This is a genomic window from Bacillus sp. SIMBA_074, from assembly GCF_046534555.1.
Classification (GTDB): domain Bacteria; phylum Bacillota; class Bacilli; order Bacillales; family Bacillaceae_G; genus Bacillus_A; species Bacillus_A mycoides.
This window is the reverse complement of the sequence record NZ_JAWRYM010000003.1, coordinates 1-18,833: the sequence shown is the minus strand read 5'-3', so window position 1 is coordinate 18,833 and position 18,833 is coordinate 1. Positions and strand designations below refer to the sequence as shown.

The window sequence follows — 18,833 nt, the reverse complement described above, 5'->3', positions numbered from 1 at the left end:
TCCACCTCTTTTGAAAGTTGTTACAATTCTAGTGACAAATGATATAATCTTTCCAGTATTTTGTAAAGAAAAAAATGAGAATGGGGCTGAAAAAATGAAAGTCGCATGTATTCAAATGGATATTGTCTTTGGAGATGTAGAAAAAAATATTGAGAACGCTAAAAAAAAAATAAGTGAAGCGATGAAAGAAAGACCAGATGTTATCGTCTTACCAGAACTATGGACAACAGGATATGATTTAACGAGACTTTCTAAAATTGCAGATACGGATGGATTAGAAACGAAAGAAAAGTTGAAAGAATGGTCGAAGCAATATGGTGTACATATTGTTGGTGGTTCCATAGCAAAGCAAACAGAGCAAGGGGTTACAAATACAATGTATGTTGTAAACAATGAAGGGAATCTAGTCAATGAATATAGTAAAGTACATTTATTTCAGCTGATGGATGAACATAAATATTTAGTTGCTGGTAATGAGACAGGTGAATTTAAGTTAGATGATGTAGAGTGTGCTGGTACAATTTGTTATGATATTCGTTTTCCAGAGTGGATGCGCGTTCATACTGCTAAAGGTGCAAAAGTTTTATTTGTTGTAGCAGAATGGCCATTAGTACGTTTAGCACATTGGCGTTTGCTTTTACAGGCGAGAGCAGTTGAAAATCAGTGTTATGTTGTTGCGTGCAATAGAGCAGGAAAGGATCCGAATAATGAGTTTGCAGGTCATTCTCTAATTGTGGATCCTTGGGGTGAAGTTGTGGTAGAGGCAAATGAAGAGGAATCAATTTTATTTGGAGAACTTAAATTCGAGAAAATTAAAGAGGTACGTAAAGGAATTCCAGTTTTTGCAGATCGTCGTCCAGAATTATACAAATAAAATGTTGACAAGTGATTTTTATTCTTGGTATAGTCTTCATCATAAAGTTAAAAATTCTAAAAATTATAAAACTCTTATCAAGAGCAGGTGGAGGGATTTGGCCCGATGAAGCCCAGCAACCGACCGTAATACCATTGTGAAATGGGGCGTTTATGACGCCAAAAGGCACGGTGCTAATTCCAGCAGAAAGTAAACTTTCTGGCAGATAAGAGGGGAGAAGATAAACTTCAAACCTCTTTCTTTGTGGAAAGGGGTTTTTCTATTTTAGAAAAACCTCTGAATGAAAAGGAGGAGAAGACGATGGGATATTATTCATTAACTGAAACAACAGCTATACAATATGCGAAAGAACACGGTTATTTTGAAAAGAAAGCAAATGTAGTTTGTCATGAAATTGGAGATGGAAATTTAAATTACGTGTTCAAATTAGATGATGGAGAGAAGTCTATTATAATAAAACAAGCACTGCCATATGCGAAAGTAGTTGGTGAGAGCTGGCCACTGTCTATAAAAAGAGCGACGATTGAAAGTAAAGCATTACAAATTTTTGCGAAGTATGTGCCAGATTATGTTCCGGTAGTGTACAGTCATGATGAAGAGTTAGCAGTTACAGTAATAGAAGACTTATCAAGACTAACAATTACAAGAAAAGGATTAATAGATGGAGAAGGATATCCACTTTTATCCCAGCATATCGGTCGTTTTCTAGCACATGTTTTGTTTTATACTTCAGATTTCGGTTTACAGTCAGAAGAGAAAAGGGTACTAGAAGGTACATTTGTAAATCCAGACCTTAGTAAAATTACAGAAGATTTAGTTTTTACGGATCCGTTTGGACATTATGATACGAATGATTATGAGTCAGATTTACAGTCAGTGATTGATGAACTTTGGAGTGACAAAACTTTAAAACTAAAAGTAGCACAATATAAATATAAGTTTTTAACGAGAAAAGAAGCGCTTATTCATGGTGATTTACATACTGGTAGTATTTTTTCATCACCTTCTGAAACGAAAGTGATCGATCCAGAATTTGCAACGTACGGTCCATTTGGATTTGATATCGGTCAATTTATTGCAAATCTATTATTAAATGCTTTATCTAGAGAAGAAGAAAAGAGAAGTGTACTATTTTTCCATATAGAAAAGACATGGAGTTATTTTGTAGAAAACTTTACGAAGTTATGGATTGGCGAAGGTGTAGAAGCATATACGAAAGAAAAACAATGGTTACCAATTATTTTGCAAAATATCTTTACTGATGCCGTCGGATTTGCCGGATGTGAACTGATTCGTAGAACAATTGGCTTAGCTCATGTAGCGGATTTAGATGGGATAGCAAATAAAGAAAATAGAATTCAAGCTAAAAAACAAGCGTTATCCTTAGGTAGAGAACTAATAAAATATGAAGCCAAGGGTGCTGATATTCAACTGTTTCGAACATTATTTCAACAGACAGTTGGAGGCGTAAAAGCATGAGTACAATTATTACTATTCCGAGATCTGTAAGTTGGAAAGGCGATGCAATTGCAGTATTAAATCAAACAAAGTTGCCGCATTTCACTGAATACAAAACATTAACGAATATTGAAGATGTATGGAAAAGTATCATTATGTTAGAAGTACGAGGAGCGCCTGCAATTGGAATTGTAGCTGCGTTTGGTTTGGCGCTTGCGGCAAAGAAATACGATGCTATAAATATCTATGAGTTTCAGAAGAAGTTTAATAGAGATTGTAACTATTTAGGAACATCACGCCCGACAGCAGTCAATTTATTTTGGGCAATCGATCGTATGAGAGAATCTATTCGAGAGATTACTACAATAAAAGAAGCTCAAAAAATATTAGAAGAAGAAGCGCTTCATATTCAGCAAGAGGATGAAATGGTGTGCCGAAGTATTGGAGAACATGCTTTAACATGTTTTAAAGACGGTGATAAAATTTTAACAATTTGTAACGCTGGAAGTATTGCAACTGCTAGATATGGAACAGCATTAGCCCCATTTTATATTGGGAAAGAGAAGGGTGTGCGTTTACATGCGTATGCGTGTGAAACGAGGCCGGTTTTACAAGGTGGCCGTTTAACGACATGGGAATTGAAACAAGCAGACATTGATGTAACGCTTATTACGGATAATACTGCAGCACATGCAATTCGAACGAAAGAAATTAATGCGATTATCGTAGGGGCAGATCGAATCGTTGAAAACGGTGATACTGCTAATAAAATAGGAACATTAAATTTAGCTATATTAGCAAAGTATTTCGGTATCCCATTTTACGTTGCAGCACCGTTATCTACATTTGATACTACGAAACAAACAGGTGCTGAAATTGTCATTGAAGAAAGAGATGAAACAGAAGTTACGAAAATTTTTGGGAAACAAGTGGCGCCACTTGGAACGCCTGTATTTAACCCTGCATTTGATGTAACACCGCATGAATTAATTACGTGGATTATTACTGAGAAAGGTATTTTACGTGGAGATTATAAGCAAAAAATTACATCATTATTTAAAAAAATAAGCTAACTGCTCAGTCGCTATATAAAAAAACGGTAGAAAAGCATGTTTTTAAATGGTCGAGAGGGACTGGCTATGTATAGGAGCGGTAAGTGCCTGTTCCTACCACGCGCAACGTTTTAAAACAAAGAAAGGTAGCAAGGTGTAGGACCATTTGTATCTTCATGGTAGCAATCTATATGCTGAAAAATGAAATGTATGGCTGAGTAGTTAAAAAACAAGCTAATAAAAAATAGCTTGTTTTTTATGCCTTAAGTCTTCGTTTCCTCTTATTTATGTAATGAAGGGAGGAGAGAAAGATGGAAGAGTGGATCGGGATGATAGGTAATGTGGGCTTTCCAATTGTTGTAACATTATATTTACTCCATCGGATTGAAAATAAATTAGACGGAGTGATTGTTGCAATTGAGAAACTCCCTAAACAATTACTAAAGTAGAAAGATCCTCGCGATAGAAAGTAAAATAAAGTTTGCTCGCGAAGAGCAAACTTTATTTTTTATCCCGCATTAACTGCCCGTAAAAGCCCGATTGGTGAAGGCTAATAATTAGTGGGATGAACAAAACCCCCACTGATTAAAGTTTCACTTTATTGAGCAGTATAACCACCATCGATAACGACGGCTTGACCAGTTATACCTTTTGCTTTTTCACTCGCTAAAAACATAGCATAATCAGCAATTTCTTGTACTTGTAGCAAACGTTTCTGTGGTACAAGAGGATAAATGACATCTTCTAAAACATTTTCAAGTGGTACATTTCGCGTAGTTGCTAAGTCTTGTAGTTGATTTCGTACAAGAGGGGTATCAACATATCCGGGACAAAGAGCATTTACAGTAATTCCATGAGTTGCTCCCTCTAAAGCAGCAACTTTTGTTAATCCAATTACACCATGTTTCGCACTATTATAGGCAGCTTTTCCAGCGAATCCAACAAGTCCGTTAATCGAAGCAACATTAATAATACGACCATATTTTTGCTTTTTCATAATCGGAAAGGCATGTTTGATGGCGATAAATGGAGCGATTTGCATAATTTTAATAAGAAGCTCGAATTTATCAGTTGGAAAATCTTCAATCGGTGAAACATGTTGCATTCCTGCGTTGTTAATTAATACATCTAATGAGCCGAAGTGAGTAATTGTTTGAGAAATTGCTGCTGTAATTTCTTCTTCAGATGTAACGTCACATTTTAAACCAATGGCTTGATAGCCTTCTTTTTGCAATTGTTCAGCAGCTTCTTTCGCACGTTCTTCAAGACGATCACTAATGACAACTTTAGCACCCTCTTTGGCAAAAGCACTTCCCATTTCATAACCAATACCGCTCGCAGCACCTGTTAAAAAGACAACTCGATTTGTAACCATGATGAAAAACACTCCTTCATAATAAAAGTTCTCTTATTGCTCTATTTAGAGAGGTGATAATAAAATTCCTGCAAACATTTGGAAAAATATTGCTAGCTATCTTGTTTTGCAAAGTAGCGTTTGCTATACTATTTTGTAAAGCAAGATACTTACGCTTATCTATCTTGTAAAACAAGATAGTGGGAGGATTTGAAATATGTCGACAAGTCAAATGCTGAAAGGGATTTTAGAAGGATGCTTACTTGCTATTATTTCTGAAGGTGAAATATACGGTTATGAAATGAGTGAAAGATTAGCGAAGTATGGTTTCACAATGGCGAGTGAGGGAAGTATTTATCCGTTATTAATACGAATACAAAAGGAAGGATTAATAACAAGTGTAATGAAGGAATCTCCATCTGGTCCAAAGCGAAAATATTATACATTAACAGAAAAAGGCGAGGAAGCACTGGATGAATTTATGGATCGCTGGGAAGCGATGCAAAGTAGTGTAGAGCGTCTACTTGAAGGGAAGGGGAGAAAAAAATAATGTTATCAAATGAAGCGCGAAATTTTTTATTAGATATGAGATTATTTTTAACTGCAAAGAGTGTGAAAGAAAGCGATATTGAAAGCTTTTTAGAAGATGCAGAGTTGCATTTAATAGAAGGTGAGGGTGACGGAAAAAGTGTAGAAGATATTTTCGGAAGCTCACCGAAAGAATATGCAAATGAACTTGTAAAAGTAATGGAAAGGGATAGACAGGAAACGTGGAAGCAAATTGGTTTTACGGTAATGAATATCGTATCGTTTTGGATTATTGCTTCTATCTTAATAGTGAATAACGGAATTCTACAGATTTCACTTATTCAGTGTATTGGCTATAGTTTTACATTGATCGTAGCTGTAATGGGTCCTAATTTTCTACTTCGTAAAATGACCTTTGTAACAAGCTTTACAAAAACGTGGTTTTCAATGTGGTTTTTAGTCATGATAGCGCCAATGTTTTTATTAGGAGCAGTTCCGATATTAGATATGATATATCCTACAACGATGTTTACGTTGACTCTAGTCCAAAGTTATATATTAGCTGGAGGGATCTTTATCCTCACGGTAGCTATAAATATATATTTTGAAGGATGGTTTAAAAATTTATATTTAATTATTCCGCTTTCTATTATGTTAGTGTTTAAAACGTTCACATCGGAAGATCTCGTGCCAATGTTATTTCAAATTATATGTTTATACGGAAGTTTGTTTATTTTAATCTTCCTTGAAATTATGATGAAGGCGAATAGAAGAGAAACGGTTAATTAAGGGAGGGGTTTTAATGCAAGTTTCTAAAGAGGGAGAAAAGTTTTTAATTGATACGAAAGTGTATTTAATTACGAAGGGAATTAAAGAAGGAGATGTAGATGCTTTTTTAGAGGATGCAGAGCTACATTTAATAGAAGGTGAGAAAAAAGGAAAGACGGTAAGTGATATATTTGGTGATTCGCCAAAAGCGTATGCGGAAGAATTGGCAAAAGAGATGGAGAAGGATAAAAGCGGGAGTATAAAGACTATTTTAGGAATGATAATTGGGATAGGTGGATATTGGTTACTTACAAATATTTTATTTGAAAGTCCGAATCATGAATTTACATTAACGAATGTACAATTGATTGGGTATCCAATTGTTTTAATGATTACTATTGTGTGTATTATTTTTGCTTTTAAGATGTCATCATTTAAAAGCAAAATAAAAGAATTTAGCATTATTTATGTAGCAGCTTTGCTACCAATTTTATTACTAGTATTATTAATGTTTATGAATAAATGGTATGGGACACCTGTATTGCAATTAACTACTATGCAAAGTTATATACTAGCTGGAATTGTCTTATTAATGTTGTTAATTGGTGAAGTTTTTATACTTGGATGGATTGGAATATTAGCTGTTATCGTACCGCTATTAATTATGTTTGTATTTAAAGAATTAGGGAAGCAAAACCCATATTGGGGAATATTAGAGCCTTTACTTCTGTACGGAAGTTTGTATGTATTAATGCGATGGTCTTTGCAAAATGAGGAGAAAAAAACTGTAAGCTAGCTTTATATTAATAGTGCACGAACTGAATTTTTTATTAAGGGGGGAACAAATATGCAAAGTATATTTCTAGGTATATTGTCTATTGTATTTTTAGGTTTAACGATTTTTGGGCTATATACTACCTTTTCGAAAAAGGTACATGATGACTATTTCGATACTTTACTAGATGACACATCGGGTTATGTTTTGTTCTTCGGTTTAATAGGAAAAGGGCTGCTCTGGATATGCAAAAAAGTATTTCCAAAGAAATATTATATAGGGATTTTTAGAGGGATTACGTTTATCTTTAGTTGTATGTTTTTATCCCGCATTAACGGGCAGTAAAACTCCCATCTCAAAATTCGGATGGAGCAAAGAAGTTAGGTGGGAGATCAACTGCCCGTAAACGCCCGATTGGTTCAACTAATAATCAGTGGGGGATGAACAAAACCCCCACTGATTATAGTTTCACTTTATTTCTAGCAGCCGAAATCTGGTTTGTTGATTTGAATATATTGTTTTAAACAGTAACAATATCGTTACTGTTTTTTTCTTTGTAATAAAGGACTTTGTAAAGAGAGCGCTTTTTGTTCATTTGTTAATAATGAATTGATGTGAACGTTATTAGGGCTAGGGACTATAGGGTACATAAGGTTCGATGGTGAATGGTGATGTTCAGAACCGGTTGGAGAGTGGGGATCTGCGTGCGTAAGTTTTCCATGAATTCGTCTTGTAAATAAAATATGACCAATTTCGTGAGCGAGGGTGTATATATTTTTCATTGGAGCAGCTGAGTTTGTTAAAACGATGTAACCAGTAAGTTGTTGTTGTTTCGCTAGAGAGTAAGCGCAAGCGATTACTGCGGTTTCTTTGAAATAATCACTACCAATATAACAAATATAAAGGTCGCATTCAGGAGCTTCGTTAACACAAGTTTGAAAAAAAGATGATAATTTTTCCTGACTTTGAATGGAGTTTTTATAACTAATTTCCCGATTAGAAAAACGGAAAAGCTCGTTTAGTACAATTACTTCTTTAATTTTAAATGTAATGGGATGCCAAATTGATTCTGCAACTGCTAAATCTTTTGCAATACGGTCGTCAGAAATATCGGCGCCTGGAGTAATGCAAACACATATATTAACGTATGAATTCATAAGGAACACCTCAAATGAAAAAATTCTTTCTATAATATATGTGGGGGAAAGGTCCTATGTATGGATAAACGCCTTGTTTATTACACGAATATATAGACTATAAGTCGAAAAAATTTCATAGTTCTATAACGTAGTATGGTCATCTTTTTGATATAGTAAAGAAAAGGGGGAGAATATATGTATACATTAAAAATCGTTTCAGACAGAGAAGCTCTGTATCAATTTGCGAGCTATGTAAGAGTTGTGCAAGGGGTTGAAGATGTATATGTAGAGGTGGGAGAACCTTTATATGAACATCCATTAATGAAGTTTTATGTACATATTACAATTGAAGAAACATATGATCAGCATAAAGCATTGCAAGAAATAGCTAGATTAGTAGAATTAGGACGTTTTACATATGTCCATTATCATAATGAGGAAATTGAAGAAGCTTTTGAAGTTGTAAAATACGAAAGCTTTAAGAAATAAAGTGAAACTTTAATCAGTGGGGGTTTTGTTCATCCCCCACTGATTATCAGCCCTCACCAATCGGGCTTTTATGGGCAGCCCGATCCCCACCTAACTTCTTTACTTTCGCTGAATTTTGAGGTAGGGGTCTTACCGCCCGCAAATAGCAGGATAACGGTAAAAAAAGGAAGTGGAAGCTTCCTTTTTTATTGAAAATTACAGCAACAAAAGAAAGAGAATTTTGTTATGATAAGGAAGGGTGAGGAAAGGGGAGTTTACATATTGGGGTATATTGAAGAGTTACGCAAAGTAGTTGGTACGAGACCACTTATTTTAGTAGGATCAGCAATTATTATATTAAATGATAATCAAGAAGTATTGCTTCAATATCGTTCAGATACATATGATTGGGGCGTACCTGGTGGGGCAATGGAACTGGGAGAAACGACAGAAGAAACTGCTCGTAGAGAATTATTCGAGGAGACGGGACTAAACGCGAAAATTATGCAATTTCTTGGCGTTCTTTCAGGAAAGGAAGTTTATTTCCGTTATCCAAATGGAGATGAAATTTTTAATGTGATTCATCTGTATCAGGCACATCATGTAAGCGGAGAATTAAAGCTCGATCATGAAGGGTTAGAACTTCAATATTTTCCAGTAGATAAGTTACCAAAATTGAATGAAACGACAGAGAAGATATTACAAAAATTCTTATACGCATTGACAGAATAGAAGGTTAATTCCTTCTATTTTTATTATATTAAATATTTTGATTTTTTGGTATGTTTATAGTATGATAATTTTAGACATACAACTTATGGAATTTCACCTAAAAACTTACTAGGGTACATAAGAGAGGGGCAAGTACAAAATGCATAATGTTGTCATTACAGCTGCAGTTCGTTCACCAATTGGAACTTTCGGAGGAGCACTAAAAAATATAACACCAGTAGAATTAGCTGTTCCTGTACTTCAGGAAGCTGTAAAAAGAGGCGGAGTAGAGCCACATGAAGTTGATGAAGTAATTTTAGGTCATTGTATTCAAAGAACTGATGAAGCAAATACGGCAAGAACAGCTGCATTAGCGGCAGGATTTCCTGACACAGTTACTGGTTATACAATTCAACGTCAATGTTCTTCAGGTATGCAAGCAATTATGTCTGCTGCAATGCAAATCCAATTAGGTGTAAGTGATATTGTTGTTGCAGGTGGAGTAGAAGCAATGAGCTCGAGCCCTTATGCATTGAAACAACACCGCTGGGGACAACGTCTACAGCACGGAGAAATTCGTGATACGGTGTGGGAAGTTTTAGAAGATCCGATTCACCATATTATGATGGGTGAAACAGCGGAAAATTTAGTTGAACAATATGAAATTACAAGAGAGGAACAAGATGAAGTTGCGCTTCGTAGTCATACATTAGCGCTGCAAGCGATGGAGTCTGGATACTTTGACGATCAAATTGTTCCTATTACAATAAAAGAACGTAGAAAAGAAGTTGTATTTGCGAAGGATGAACATCCACGTGCAGATATTACAGCTGAAAAATTAGCAGGATTAAAACCAGCTTTCCGTAAAGACGGATCAGTAACTGCAGGGAATTCATCTGGTCTTAATGACGGAAGTGCAGTTCTAGTATTAATGAGCGAAGAAAAAGCAAAAGAAAAAGGCTTACAACCGTTAGCTCGAATTGTTGGATATTCAGTAGCGGGAGTAGATCCAAAAATTATGGGTATTGGACCAGCACCAGCAATTCGCAAAGGATTAGAAAAAGTAGATTGGTCATTAGAAGATGCAGATTTACTTGAAATTAATGAAGCTTTCGCTGCACAATACCTAGCTGTAGAGAAAGAGTTAGGGTTAGACCGTGAAAAAGTGAATGTAAACGGTAGTGGTGTAGGACTTGGACATCCAATTGGTTGTACGGGAGCTCGTATTACGGTAAGTTTAATTCACGAATTAAAAAGACGTGGATTAGAGAAAGGTATTGCCTCTCTATGCGTTGGAGGCGGTATTGGAGTAGCTTTATTTATAGAAGCATTATAAAAAAGAGGCAGCGATTGCTGCCTCTTTTTTTATGACTCAAATAAGTGATGAAATAATCGATCGCGATTTTCAAAGAAAAGTTTCGTCGTTTGGTAATGCTCCGTTTCTTCTAATGTCGATTCGTGAATTCCTTCTTGAGTTAAAGAGTATATAGTAGATTCAGGATAAGCCATTAAAATGGGAGAATGCGTTGCGATAACAAATTGTGAACCTTGTTCAGCTAGTTCGTGCATGCGAATGAGCATTGAAAGTTGTCTCATTGGGGATAAAGCTGCCTCAGGCTCATCTAAAATGTATAAACCTTGTCCTGAAAAACGATTCATAAATAATGAGAAGAAGGATTCGCCGTGTGATTGTTCGTGAAGTGAAACGCCGCCATAAGATTTTATAGCATCTATTTCATCGATATAAGAAGCAACGTTATAAAATGATTCAGCGCGAAGAAAGAAACCGTCGTTTGGTGTATTGAAACTTTTTGAAATTCGAAGATATTCATGTAAAGATGAATGGGAATCGTTTGTGCTAAAACGGAAATTCTTCGTTCCACCTTCTGCATTAAAACCTAAAGCAATTGCAATTGCTTCCAGTAATGTTGATTTACCTGTCCCATTCTCTCCAATAATGAATGTTACATTTGGGTGGAAAGCTAGTGTTTGCAAAGTTCGAATAGCGGGTAGACAGTAAGGATATGCGGAAAAGCTAGGGATATTTTCTTTTTTTAATGTGACATTTTTTAAAAAGGGTACGTCAATCAATATATAAACCTCAATTCATAACGGATTTTGATTCTAAAAAAGCGGCAAATACTAATGTAATACAACTTGCTAATAGTACTGTATATTGAAGTGCGCCAAAACCGAGACCTTCCCAGCCGAAAGTCATTCTCTTCCATATGAAAATGAAAAGAACGCTCATAAAACCAAAGAGGGCAGGCATATATTTTATAATTTTCAAGTGCTTCCATAGAAAGAAGCCAATGTATGTACTTAAAAACAAGGTAGACAGAACAAGAAAAAATACAAGTGTTAACGACACGTGATCCCCCTTATTTTCTGAATATTTTATGTGAATTATAACATTTAAACTATCATATTCCAATGTGAAAATAAATATTGCATAGAGATTATTCATGTCGTTATGATAGTATGTATTCTATTGGAAATATGAAGAGGAGTATTAATATGCCGTTTACATTCGCACATCCAGCAGCTGTGCTCCCTTTTGCTAAGAAACATTCTAGTTATATTTCGGTGACGGCTCTTATATTAGGTAGTATGGCACCTGATTTTGAATATTTTTTATATTTTAGGCCATACGGTATTATTGGCCATACATGGGCTGGTTTCTTCTATTTGAATTTACCACTCGTTTTTTTATTAGCATATGCATATCATCGTATTTTAAAAGGACCGTTTATAACACATTTACCTAAGCCTTTTGCTAGTTACTATAAATATGTAGTAGATGCGAAGTGGGGGCTGTATACTTGGAAGAATTTTTTTGTATTTTGCTATTCTGCTTTATTCGGTATGGTGACGCATGTCGTTTGGGATGCTTTTACTCATAAGACAGGCTATTTTGTTATGGAAATGCCGCTGTTACAGCAAGAAGTATATAGTATTCCAATTTATAAATTTTTACAGCATGGGAGTACATGTTTTGGTCTACTATTACTAATATATGTACTATGGAAATATAGGAGGGAAACTGATCAAGATACTAGTTTAACTGCGGAAAAAAAGAAATATTGGGCTTCATCTATCGTTGTGGCGGCCATTATATTTATCGTTCACGCGTTATTAGACCCCTATTTTCATATTTTCCAAATAGGAGGTATAATAGTATCTGGACTGACAAGTTCGTTTTGTGGACTTCTTATTGTTTCTATAGTTTACAAATCAAGGGACTAATTTATATTAATGAATGATAGTGTTAGGAGAAATTAAATGATGAAAGCATGGAAAAGTATTTTTGTTTTATGCAGTTTTCTTCTTATGTTAAGTGGTTGCTTCCAGCAAGAAGAAAAGAAGGCAGAACCTAAAAAGAAAGAATCTATTCCAGAAACAAAAGAGTATGGTGGGCGTGAGCTTAAAAAAGTAGGACAAAAAGTGAAAGAAAAAGGGTGGGGGACATTTGAATTAGAACAGATTCATTCTGTGAATCAGACATTTGAAGTAGCCCCAATGAAAATTCACGTACAAGATGTTAAAGTTATCTCATTATCACAAATGAGCAAAGAGGCAAAAAATACATTGAAAGTGTATACTGCATTAACTCCTGAAGAAGTAAAGCGTAGATTGGGAGATAAAGTGAGTCAAGAAGATGCTGAATTATATGCATCGTTAAGTGGAACAGAGATTAGCGATACGATTCGGTATGTTGAAATTACATATAAGGTAGAGAATAGTGGAGATAAGAACATGCAATTTTTCTCTATGAATGATGTTGCTATAAATGACAAACAACATTTTAATGTAGCGACTCAAAACTTTTTATATGATGAAGATACGCTCGTTGGTACAAAGAGTGTTTCAAGGGAAGATTATAGGCCTGGTGAGACACGAGAAGGAATTATCGGTTTAATACTTGATGATGGAAAAGAAAAAGTAAAGGATATTAAGTTTACGACAGATGATTTAGCAGCAGGAGACACAAATGAAGCTGTTAAAGAACCGCAAACTTTTAATATTTCACTCTCTAAATAAAGTGTCTTTATAATAATTTAAGTAAAAACAGTCAGCATAAAAAGTTATGCTGACTGTTTTTTTAGCTCTTTCACATATGAATCTACACTTTGAAAAGGCACTGTAATTTTAAAAGCATCTTTTTGCTCGTTAAATTGTTTTTCATTATAAGGACCAAATCGTTTATTATGCTTTACATCGATAATCCAATAATGTTCACTTTTTTTATTTGTAATTGCTGCGTCAGGATTATTTGGATCTAATTTTTCCTCAATTTGCTTTGTGATAATGTATTTATCGTCCCAAGCAATTTCTGTAATTTTTGCAGGGATGTATTGTGTAGCATATACAGCATCCTGCGATGGGAAAAGTTCAAATGCATCTCCAGAAGTATGTATGAGTTCATATTCATCGTTAATTGTATAGGTTAAATGGTTTGTATTGCCTGTGCAACCTGTTAATAAGAGTGCGGCAAATAGGATTATCCATCTTTTCAATATGGGAACCTCCTTTATAATGCTGTTGTAACACATTGTACAAGAAAAGTAAGCGAAACGCTAGTTTACAATGTTTTTTAGAAGTGGTACGATGAAACGGGTAAAGAAGGATATGAAGGAGTCGACACAAAATGAAGTTAAAGATGCATCGTCCAGCGCTTGTAATGAATCGCATAGGTGCTTCCCTTATTGACATGTTTTTAATCTCGGTTACGTACGGTGCAGTAGTAGCTATTATTACAGGAAACTATAGTGCTATTTTTAATCGTTTTAATATAAGTTTAGGTGACTATAGATATGACCTTACACTTGTTTTCGTATTAATGGCTATAAATTTTATTCTGTTACCTTTTCTTTGGAACGGTTCTACACTTGGTAAAAAGGTAACAAGAACAAAAATAATCTCGTTAACAAGTGAAAAACTAACGTTACAAACATTAATAATACGATTTTTGGTATTATTATTACCAAGCATATTATTACTTGGAGTTCCATTAATATGCAATGTATATATGATGTTATTCCGCAAAGATAATTATGGCTTCCATGATTTAATTGCAAAGACAAAAGTGATGAGTCTTGTATAATTAATATTTAGAGTATACGTGCTACTAATGAAATAAGACTTTTTATTGTTTGTATATAAAAAGTCTTATTTTTAATTTCATGAAAAATTCCATCATTATCTTATTTTTTGGAAAATTAGATAAATGGAATTGATATAGGGCGGATATTTCCTATATAATACCCTCCATATTATTGATGGATGTTTAAAGAAGCGGTAGCTAATTCAAACATCCTATTTTCGTTTTAAATAGATTGAAAATTAAGAGAATGATATAATAGATATAAATAATATCGTTATATAACAAAGGGGGATTTAGAATGACTGGAGGTAGCTTAATATTTTGGGGAATTCTTATTTTTATTGGTTTAACCTTTGATCAATATAATAGTAAGAAAAAAAAAGAAACAAAAAAGTAACCGCTTACAAGTTGTGGAGTGAACTTTTCCTGCTTGCGGACTAATCTAATAAAAGAGTATACTGAATGACGGTAAGACTTATAGAAGGGGTAATGAACATGAAGCTTGCAGGAAAAGTTGCTATCGTAACTGGCGGTGGCATCGGTATTGGACGTAATACAGCTCTTTTGTTGGCTAAACAAGGCGCAAAATTAATTGTGACGGACATTGATCAAGAAAGTGGACAAGCAACAGTGGAAGAAATTACGAATCTAGGCGGAGAAGCGCTTTTTGTATCCTATGATATGGAAAGGCAAGGAGATTGGCAACGAGTTATCAGTGTTACTTTGAATGCATTCAGTCGCATTGATATGCTTTTTCAAAATGCTGGTTTGTATAAAATAGATTCTATTTTTTCCCACCAACAAGAGAACGATTCCAATGTACTTTGTATTAATGACGTTTGGATAGAGATAAAACAATTAACGTCATCTTTTATGAAACAGCAAGAAGAAGTGGTGCTTAGTGATTTACCGATTTTCGGCATTATTGGCACGAAAGGACAATCATTTCATACAGTAGAAGCCCTAGTATAATAATGAAAACCGCCCTCAATATATGTGGACGGTTTTTTTGTATGTTATATTAAAGATAATTTTATTAGCGAATACGTTGTTCGGTTTGAGTGTCAAAGAAATGTGCTTTATTCATATCAAATGCAAGATTAATTTGATCACCAGGTGAAAACGTATGTCTTGCATCCACACGTGCTGCAAAATCTTGATTTCCGAGTTTCATATATAAAATAGATTCAGCACCTAATAACTCAGCAACTTCAATTTTTGTTGTGAAAGTAGTAGATTGTGAAGCTTCTAAAAATAATAGTTCATCATGAATATCTTCAGGGCGAATGCCTAAAACGATTTCTTTATTTACATAACCTTGTTCACGTAATAATTTCATTTTTCCTTCAGATACTTTGATTTTTAACGAATTATCTATAACGAAATCGGTTTCAGTTAATGTACCACGGAAGAAGTTCATTGCTGGTGAGCCGATAAATCCACCAACGAAAATGTTTTCGGGTGTTTCATATACTTCCTTCGGAGTTCCGATTTGTTGAATCTTTCCGTCTTTCATAACAACAAGACGTGAGGCCATTGTCATTGCCTCAGTTTGATCATGTGTTACATAAATTGTTGTTGTGCCAAGGCGGTGGTGTAATTTAGAAATTTCTGATCGCATTGCAACACGTAGTTTAGCGTCTAAGTTTGATAAGGGTTCATCCATTAAGAAGACTTTTGCGTCTCGAACGATTGCTCTACCTAATGCAACACGTTGACGTTGTCCACCTGATAAAGCTTTCGGTTTTCTATCTAAATATTGTTCAAGCCCTAAAATTTGAGCTGCATGTTTCACTCGACGGTCGATTTCATCTTTCGGTATTTTTCGAAGTTTTAATCCAAATGCCATATTATCGTACACACTCATATGTGGATAAAGAGCGTAGTTTTGGAAGACCATTGCGATATCTCGATCTTTTGGAGGAACATCGTTCATTAGCTTACCATCAATTGAAAATTCTCCTTTTGAAATATCTTCAAGTCCAGCTACCATTCGTAGTGTTGTAGATTTTCCACAGCCAGAAGGACCAACGAATACGATAAATTCTTTATCTTGAATGTGTAAGTTAAAATCTGTTACGGCTGTTACGTTATTATCATATATTTTATAAATATTTTCTAATTTAAGTTCTGCCATGATATTTCCCCCTAGAAAGTTTATGCAAACGTTTTCTTTGAATTTATTATAAACGAATAGATTCAAAAAAGAAATAAAAACACTATAAAAAAATAAAACGTTTTCATTATTCCTATGAATATATAATAAGTTTCACATGTTTTATTAGAAAAAGAAAATAAATATTGTAAGCGCTATTTTAAATTCGGATGGAATCTGTTATCATTCAGTAATGAAAACGTTTGCGCCTTAAAAAGACAAAAGAATCAATAGTATAGATGAAATGGGGTAGCATAATGGAAAAACAATGGTGGAAAGAAAGTGTAGTATATCAAATTTATCCTCGTAGCTTTATGGATAGTAACGGTGATGGTATAGGTGATCTTCGTGGTATTCTTGCGAAGCTAGACTACTTAAAAGAATTAGGTATTGATGTAATTTGGTTATCGCCAGTCTATGAATCTCCAAATGATGATAATGGTTACGATATAAGTGATTATTGTAAAATTATGAACGAGTTCGGAACAATGGAAGATTGGGATGAACTATTACATGAAATGCATAAACGTAATATGAAACTTATGATGGACTTAGTTGTTAATCATACTTCCGATGAACATAATTGGTTTATTGAATCACGTAAATCGCAAGATAATAAATATAGAGACTATTATATATGGCGTCCTGGAAAAGAAGGAAAAGAGCCGAATAACTGGGGAGCCGCTTTTAGTGGATCTGCATGGCAGTATGATGAAATGACAGATGAATATTATTTACATCTATTTTCTAAAAAACAGCCAGATTTAAACTGGGATAATGAAAAGGTAAGACAAGATGTTTATGACATGATGAAGTTTTGGTTAGAAAAAGGAATTGATGGGTTCCGTATGGATGTTATTAATTTTATTTCTAAAGAAGAAGGCTTACCAGCTGTTGAAACGGATGAAGAGGGATACGTTTCAGGTCATAAACATTTTATGAACGGCCCAAACATTCATAAATATCTGCATGAAATGAATGAAGAAGTATTGTCTCATTATGATATTATGACGGTTGGTGAGATGCCTGGTGTAACGACAGAAGAGGCTAAATTGTATACTGGAGAAGAACGAGAAGAATTACAAATGGTATTCCAATTTGAACATATGGATTTAGATTCAGGAGAAGGTGGAAAATGGGATGTAAAACCATGCTCACTCCTTACTTTGAAACAAAATTTAACAAAGTGGCAAAAAGCATTAGAACAAACAGGATGGAATAGCCTTTATTGGAATAACCATGATCAGCCTCGCGTTGTATCTCGTTTTGGTAATGATGGGGCTTATCATACTGAATCAGCAAAAATGTTAGCGACAGTACTTCATATGATGAAAGGAACACCATATATTTATCAAGGAGAAGAAATCGGAATGACCAATGTTCGATTTGAATCAATTGATGAATATCGAGATATTGAAACACTAAATATGTATAAAGAAAAAGTTATAGAGCGCGGCGAAGATATAGATAAAGTGATGCAGTCTATATATATAAAGGGCCGAGATAATGCTAGAACTCCGATGCAGTGGGATGATAGAGAACATGCTGGATTCACAACGGGTAAGCCTTGGATTGCGGTAAATCCTAACTACAAAGAGATTAACGTGAAACAGGCGATTCAAGATGAAGAATCAATTTTTTATTACTATAAAAAATTGATTGAATTACGTAAAAACAATGAAATAGTTGTGTATGGAACATATGATTTAATACTAGAAAATAACCCTTCTATTTTTGCTTATGTAAGAACATATGGAGAAGAAAAGCTTCTGGTAATTGCAAACTTCACTGCAGATGAATGTGTATTCGAATTACCTAAGGACATTATTTATAGTGAATTAGAGTTATTAATATACAATTATGATGTAGAAAATGTATCGATAGAAAACATTACATTACGACCATATGAAGCAATGGTATTTAAATTGAAATAAGAACAAGCCTTATGCCACCCTGAAGTGCACCCCAATTGTTAGACACGGTCTAACAATTGGAGGTGCATTTTTTATGGCTAAATTTTCTTCAAAAGAAAAAATCCAAGCGGTGAAACGATATTTAGATGGTTCAGAAAGTGGAGAAACAATTGCTAAATCTATAGGAGTTACTCCTGTTTTACTTCGCGAGTGGATTAGACGATATGAATCTTCAGGTGAAAAGGCCTTTGAAAAGCGCTATACATTCTACTCAGCTCAGTATAAACTAGATGTACTTTATTATATGAATGAACACGGGACATCTATCAGAGAAACAGCGGCACTTTTCAATATTCCGTCTTATGAAACACTTCGGAAATGGAAAATAGCGTATGAAACAGGAGGATTGGATGCCCTACAATCAAAGAAAAAGGGGCGTCCAACCATGAAAGATAAAAATATAAAACCAGTAGTTGAAGGATCAATCGAAGCCTTACAAGCGGAAAATGAACGTTTACGTATGGAAAATGCATA

24 protein-coding genes and 1 riboswitch are annotated in these 18,833 nt (G+C 34.6%); of the genes, 18 read left to right on the top strand and 6 right to left on the bottom strand.

Annotated features, from left to right (window positions below):
• Nucleotides 1-10 precede the first annotated feature (10 nt).
• The 4 genes from SB773_RS04590 to SB773_RS04575 all read left to right on the top strand — a co-directional run bounded on the left by SB773_RS04590 (nt 11) and on the right by SB773_RS04575 (nt 3,833).
• Entirely contained in the window at nt 11-874 is an 864-nt protein-coding gene (locus SB773_RS04590; RefSeq protein ID WP_113735428.1) for a carbon-nitrogen family hydrolase, read from the top strand.
• Between the two features lie 71 nt (nt 875-945).
• Nucleotides 946-1,086, top strand: a riboswitch (SAM riboswitch).
• An 88-nt stretch (nt 1,087-1,174) separates the two neighbouring features.
• Entirely contained in the window at nt 1,175-2,353 is a 1,179-nt protein-coding gene (gene mtnK / locus SB773_RS04585; RefSeq protein WP_002131201.1) for an S-methyl-5-thioribose kinase, read from the top strand.
• Complete coding sequence (mtnA, locus tag SB773_RS04580) at nt 2,350-3,405, top strand: S-methyl-5-thioribose-1-phosphate isomerase (RefSeq protein ID WP_410588813.1); 1,056 nt, start codon at nt 2,350-2,352, stop codon at nt 3,403-3,405. Before mtnK ends, mtnA begins: the two co-directional genes overlap by 4 nt.
• 290 nt (nt 3,406-3,695) lie before the next feature.
• Nucleotides 3,696-3,833 carry a YvrJ family protein gene (locus tag SB773_RS04575; RefSeq protein ID WP_002066967.1) on the top strand — a complete coding sequence of 46 codons (138 nt, stop codon included), beginning with the start codon at nt 3,696-3,698 and terminating at the stop codon, nt 3,831-3,833.
• A 149-nt stretch (nt 3,834-3,982) separates the two neighbouring features.
• Here the strand turns inward: SB773_RS04575 and SB773_RS04570 are convergent, their stop codons facing one another.
• Nucleotides 3,983-4,759, bottom strand: coding sequence for a 3-hydroxybutyrate dehydrogenase (locus tag SB773_RS04570; RefSeq protein WP_113735424.1), 777 nt, complete (start codon nt 4,757-4,759; stop codon nt 3,983-3,985).
• A 196-nt stretch (nt 4,760-4,955) separates the two neighbouring features.
• Between SB773_RS04570 and SB773_RS04565 the strand changes: the two genes are divergently transcribed.
• Genes SB773_RS04565 through SB773_RS04550 form a run of 4 tightly spaced genes read left to right on the top strand, consistent with a single transcriptional unit; the run spans nt 4,956 to nt 7,154 of the window.
• A complete protein-coding gene (locus SB773_RS04565) occupies nt 4,956-5,288 on the top strand; it encodes a PadR family transcriptional regulator (protein WP_410588811.1) in 333 nt (110 codons plus the stop codon).
• A complete protein-coding gene (locus tag SB773_RS04560; protein ID WP_410588809.1) occupies nt 5,288-6,055 on the top strand; it encodes a DUF1129 domain-containing protein in 768 nt (255 codons plus the stop codon). Before SB773_RS04565 ends, SB773_RS04560 begins: the two co-directional genes overlap by 1 nt.
• Nucleotides 6,056-6,068: 13 nt before the next feature.
• Nucleotides 6,069-6,830 carry a DUF1129 domain-containing protein gene (locus tag SB773_RS04555; protein WP_410588807.1) on the top strand — a complete coding sequence of 254 codons (762 nt, stop codon included), beginning with the start codon at nt 6,069-6,071 and terminating at the stop codon, nt 6,828-6,830.
• Nucleotides 6,831-6,881: 51 nt separating this feature from the next.
• Nucleotides 6,882-7,154: a hypothetical protein gene (locus tag SB773_RS04550; protein WP_044442785.1), complete on the top strand. Its 273-nt coding sequence runs from the start codon at nt 6,882-6,884 to the stop codon at nt 7,152-7,154.
• Nucleotides 7,155-7,348: 194 nt separating this feature from the next.
• Here the strand turns inward: SB773_RS04550 and SB773_RS04545 are convergent, their stop codons facing one another.
• Nucleotides 7,349-7,966, bottom strand: a complete 618-nt coding sequence (locus SB773_RS04545) for an ImmA/IrrE family metallo-endopeptidase (RefSeq protein WP_016120760.1) — start codon at nt 7,964-7,966, stop codon at nt 7,349-7,351.
• Nucleotides 7,967-8,143: 177 nt separating this feature from the next.
• Here SB773_RS04545 and SB773_RS04540 point away from each other — a divergent pair, with 177 nt between their 5' ends.
• The 3 genes from SB773_RS04540 (at nt 8,144) to SB773_RS04530 (ending at nt 10,463) form a co-directional block, all read left to right on the top strand.
• Nucleotides 8,144-8,437, top strand: coding sequence for a DUF3928 family protein (locus SB773_RS04540; RefSeq protein WP_002088390.1), 294 nt, complete (start codon nt 8,144-8,146; stop codon nt 8,435-8,437).
• 261 nt (nt 8,438-8,698) lie between these two features.
• On the top strand, nt 8,699-9,148 hold the full coding sequence (locus tag SB773_RS04535; RefSeq protein ID WP_012261633.1) for an NUDIX hydrolase: 450 nt from the start codon (nt 8,699-8,701) through the stop codon (nt 9,146-9,148).
• 139 nt (nt 9,149-9,287) lie between these two features.
• Entirely contained in the window at nt 9,288-10,463 is a 1,176-nt protein-coding gene (locus SB773_RS04530) for an acetyl-CoA C-acetyltransferase (RefSeq protein ID WP_002128911.1), read from the top strand.
• Nucleotides 10,464-10,492: 29 nt separating this feature from the next.
• Here the strand turns inward: SB773_RS04530 and SB773_RS04525 are convergent, their stop codons facing one another.
• A complete protein-coding gene (locus tag SB773_RS04525; protein ID WP_410588803.1) occupies nt 10,493-11,218 on the bottom strand; it encodes an AAA family ATPase in 726 nt (241 codons plus the stop codon).
• A 10-nt stretch (nt 11,219-11,228) separates the two neighbouring features.
• Nucleotides 11,229-11,498 (bottom strand): hypothetical protein, encoded by a 270-nt coding sequence (locus SB773_RS04520; RefSeq protein ID WP_105589698.1) that lies wholly within the window; start codon nt 11,496-11,498, stop codon nt 11,229-11,231.
• Between the two features lie 146 nt (nt 11,499-11,644).
• Here SB773_RS04520 and SB773_RS04515 point away from each other — a divergent pair, with 146 nt between their 5' ends.
• Together SB773_RS04515 and SB773_RS04510 are read left to right on the top strand one after the other, a co-directional pair.
• On the top strand, nt 11,645-12,373 hold the full coding sequence (locus SB773_RS04515; RefSeq protein ID WP_410588801.1) for a DUF4184 family protein: 729 nt from the start codon (nt 11,645-11,647) through the stop codon (nt 12,371-12,373).
• Between the two features lie 36 nt (nt 12,374-12,409).
• A complete protein-coding gene (locus tag SB773_RS04510; protein ID WP_002066932.1) occupies nt 12,410-13,168 on the top strand; it encodes a hypothetical protein in 759 nt (252 codons plus the stop codon).
• 44 nt (nt 13,169-13,212) lie between these two features.
• Here the strand turns inward: SB773_RS04510 and SB773_RS04505 are convergent, their stop codons facing one another.
• Entirely contained in the window at nt 13,213-13,644 is a 432-nt protein-coding gene (locus SB773_RS04505; RefSeq protein WP_410588798.1) for a DUF3997 domain-containing protein, read from the bottom strand.
• A gap of 131 nt (nt 13,645-13,775) precedes the next feature.
• On the opposite strand from SB773_RS04505, the gene SB773_RS04500 reads away from it, so the two are divergent.
• From SB773_RS04500 to SB773_RS04490, 3 genes are all read left to right on the top strand, one after another.
• Nucleotides 13,776-14,231, top strand: a complete 456-nt coding sequence (locus SB773_RS04500; RefSeq protein ID WP_410588796.1) for an RDD family protein — start codon at nt 13,776-13,778, stop codon at nt 14,229-14,231.
• 298 nt (nt 14,232-14,529) lie between these two features.
• Nucleotides 14,530-14,628 (top strand): hypothetical protein, encoded by a 99-nt coding sequence (locus SB773_RS04495; protein WP_002128904.1) that lies wholly within the window; start codon nt 14,530-14,532, stop codon nt 14,626-14,628.
• Nucleotides 14,629-14,693: 65 nt separating this feature from the next.
• Nucleotides 14,694-15,203: an SDR family NAD(P)-dependent oxidoreductase gene (locus SB773_RS04490; protein ID WP_410588794.1), complete on the top strand. Its 510-nt coding sequence runs from the start codon at nt 14,694-14,696 to the stop codon at nt 15,201-15,203.
• Nucleotides 15,204-15,267: 64 nt separating this feature from the next.
• Here SB773_RS04490 and SB773_RS04485 read toward each other — a convergent pair whose 3' ends face one another.
• Complete coding sequence (locus tag SB773_RS04485) at nt 15,268-16,368, bottom strand: ABC transporter ATP-binding protein (RefSeq protein WP_410588793.1); 1,101 nt, start codon at nt 16,366-16,368, stop codon at nt 15,268-15,270.
• Nucleotides 16,369-16,643: 275 nt separating this feature from the next.
• On the opposite strand from SB773_RS04485, the gene malL reads away from it, so the two are divergent.
• Together malL and SB773_RS04475 are read left to right on the top strand one after the other, a co-directional pair.
• Nucleotides 16,644-18,320, top strand: coding sequence for an oligo-1,6-glucosidase (gene malL, locus SB773_RS04480; protein ID WP_410588791.1), 1,677 nt, complete (start codon nt 16,644-16,646; stop codon nt 18,318-18,320).
• A gap of 73 nt (nt 18,321-18,393) precedes the next feature.
• A partial coding sequence (locus SB773_RS04475; RefSeq protein ID WP_410588789.1) for a helix-turn-helix domain-containing protein occupies nt 18,394-18,833 on the top strand: 440 nt, incomplete at its 3' end.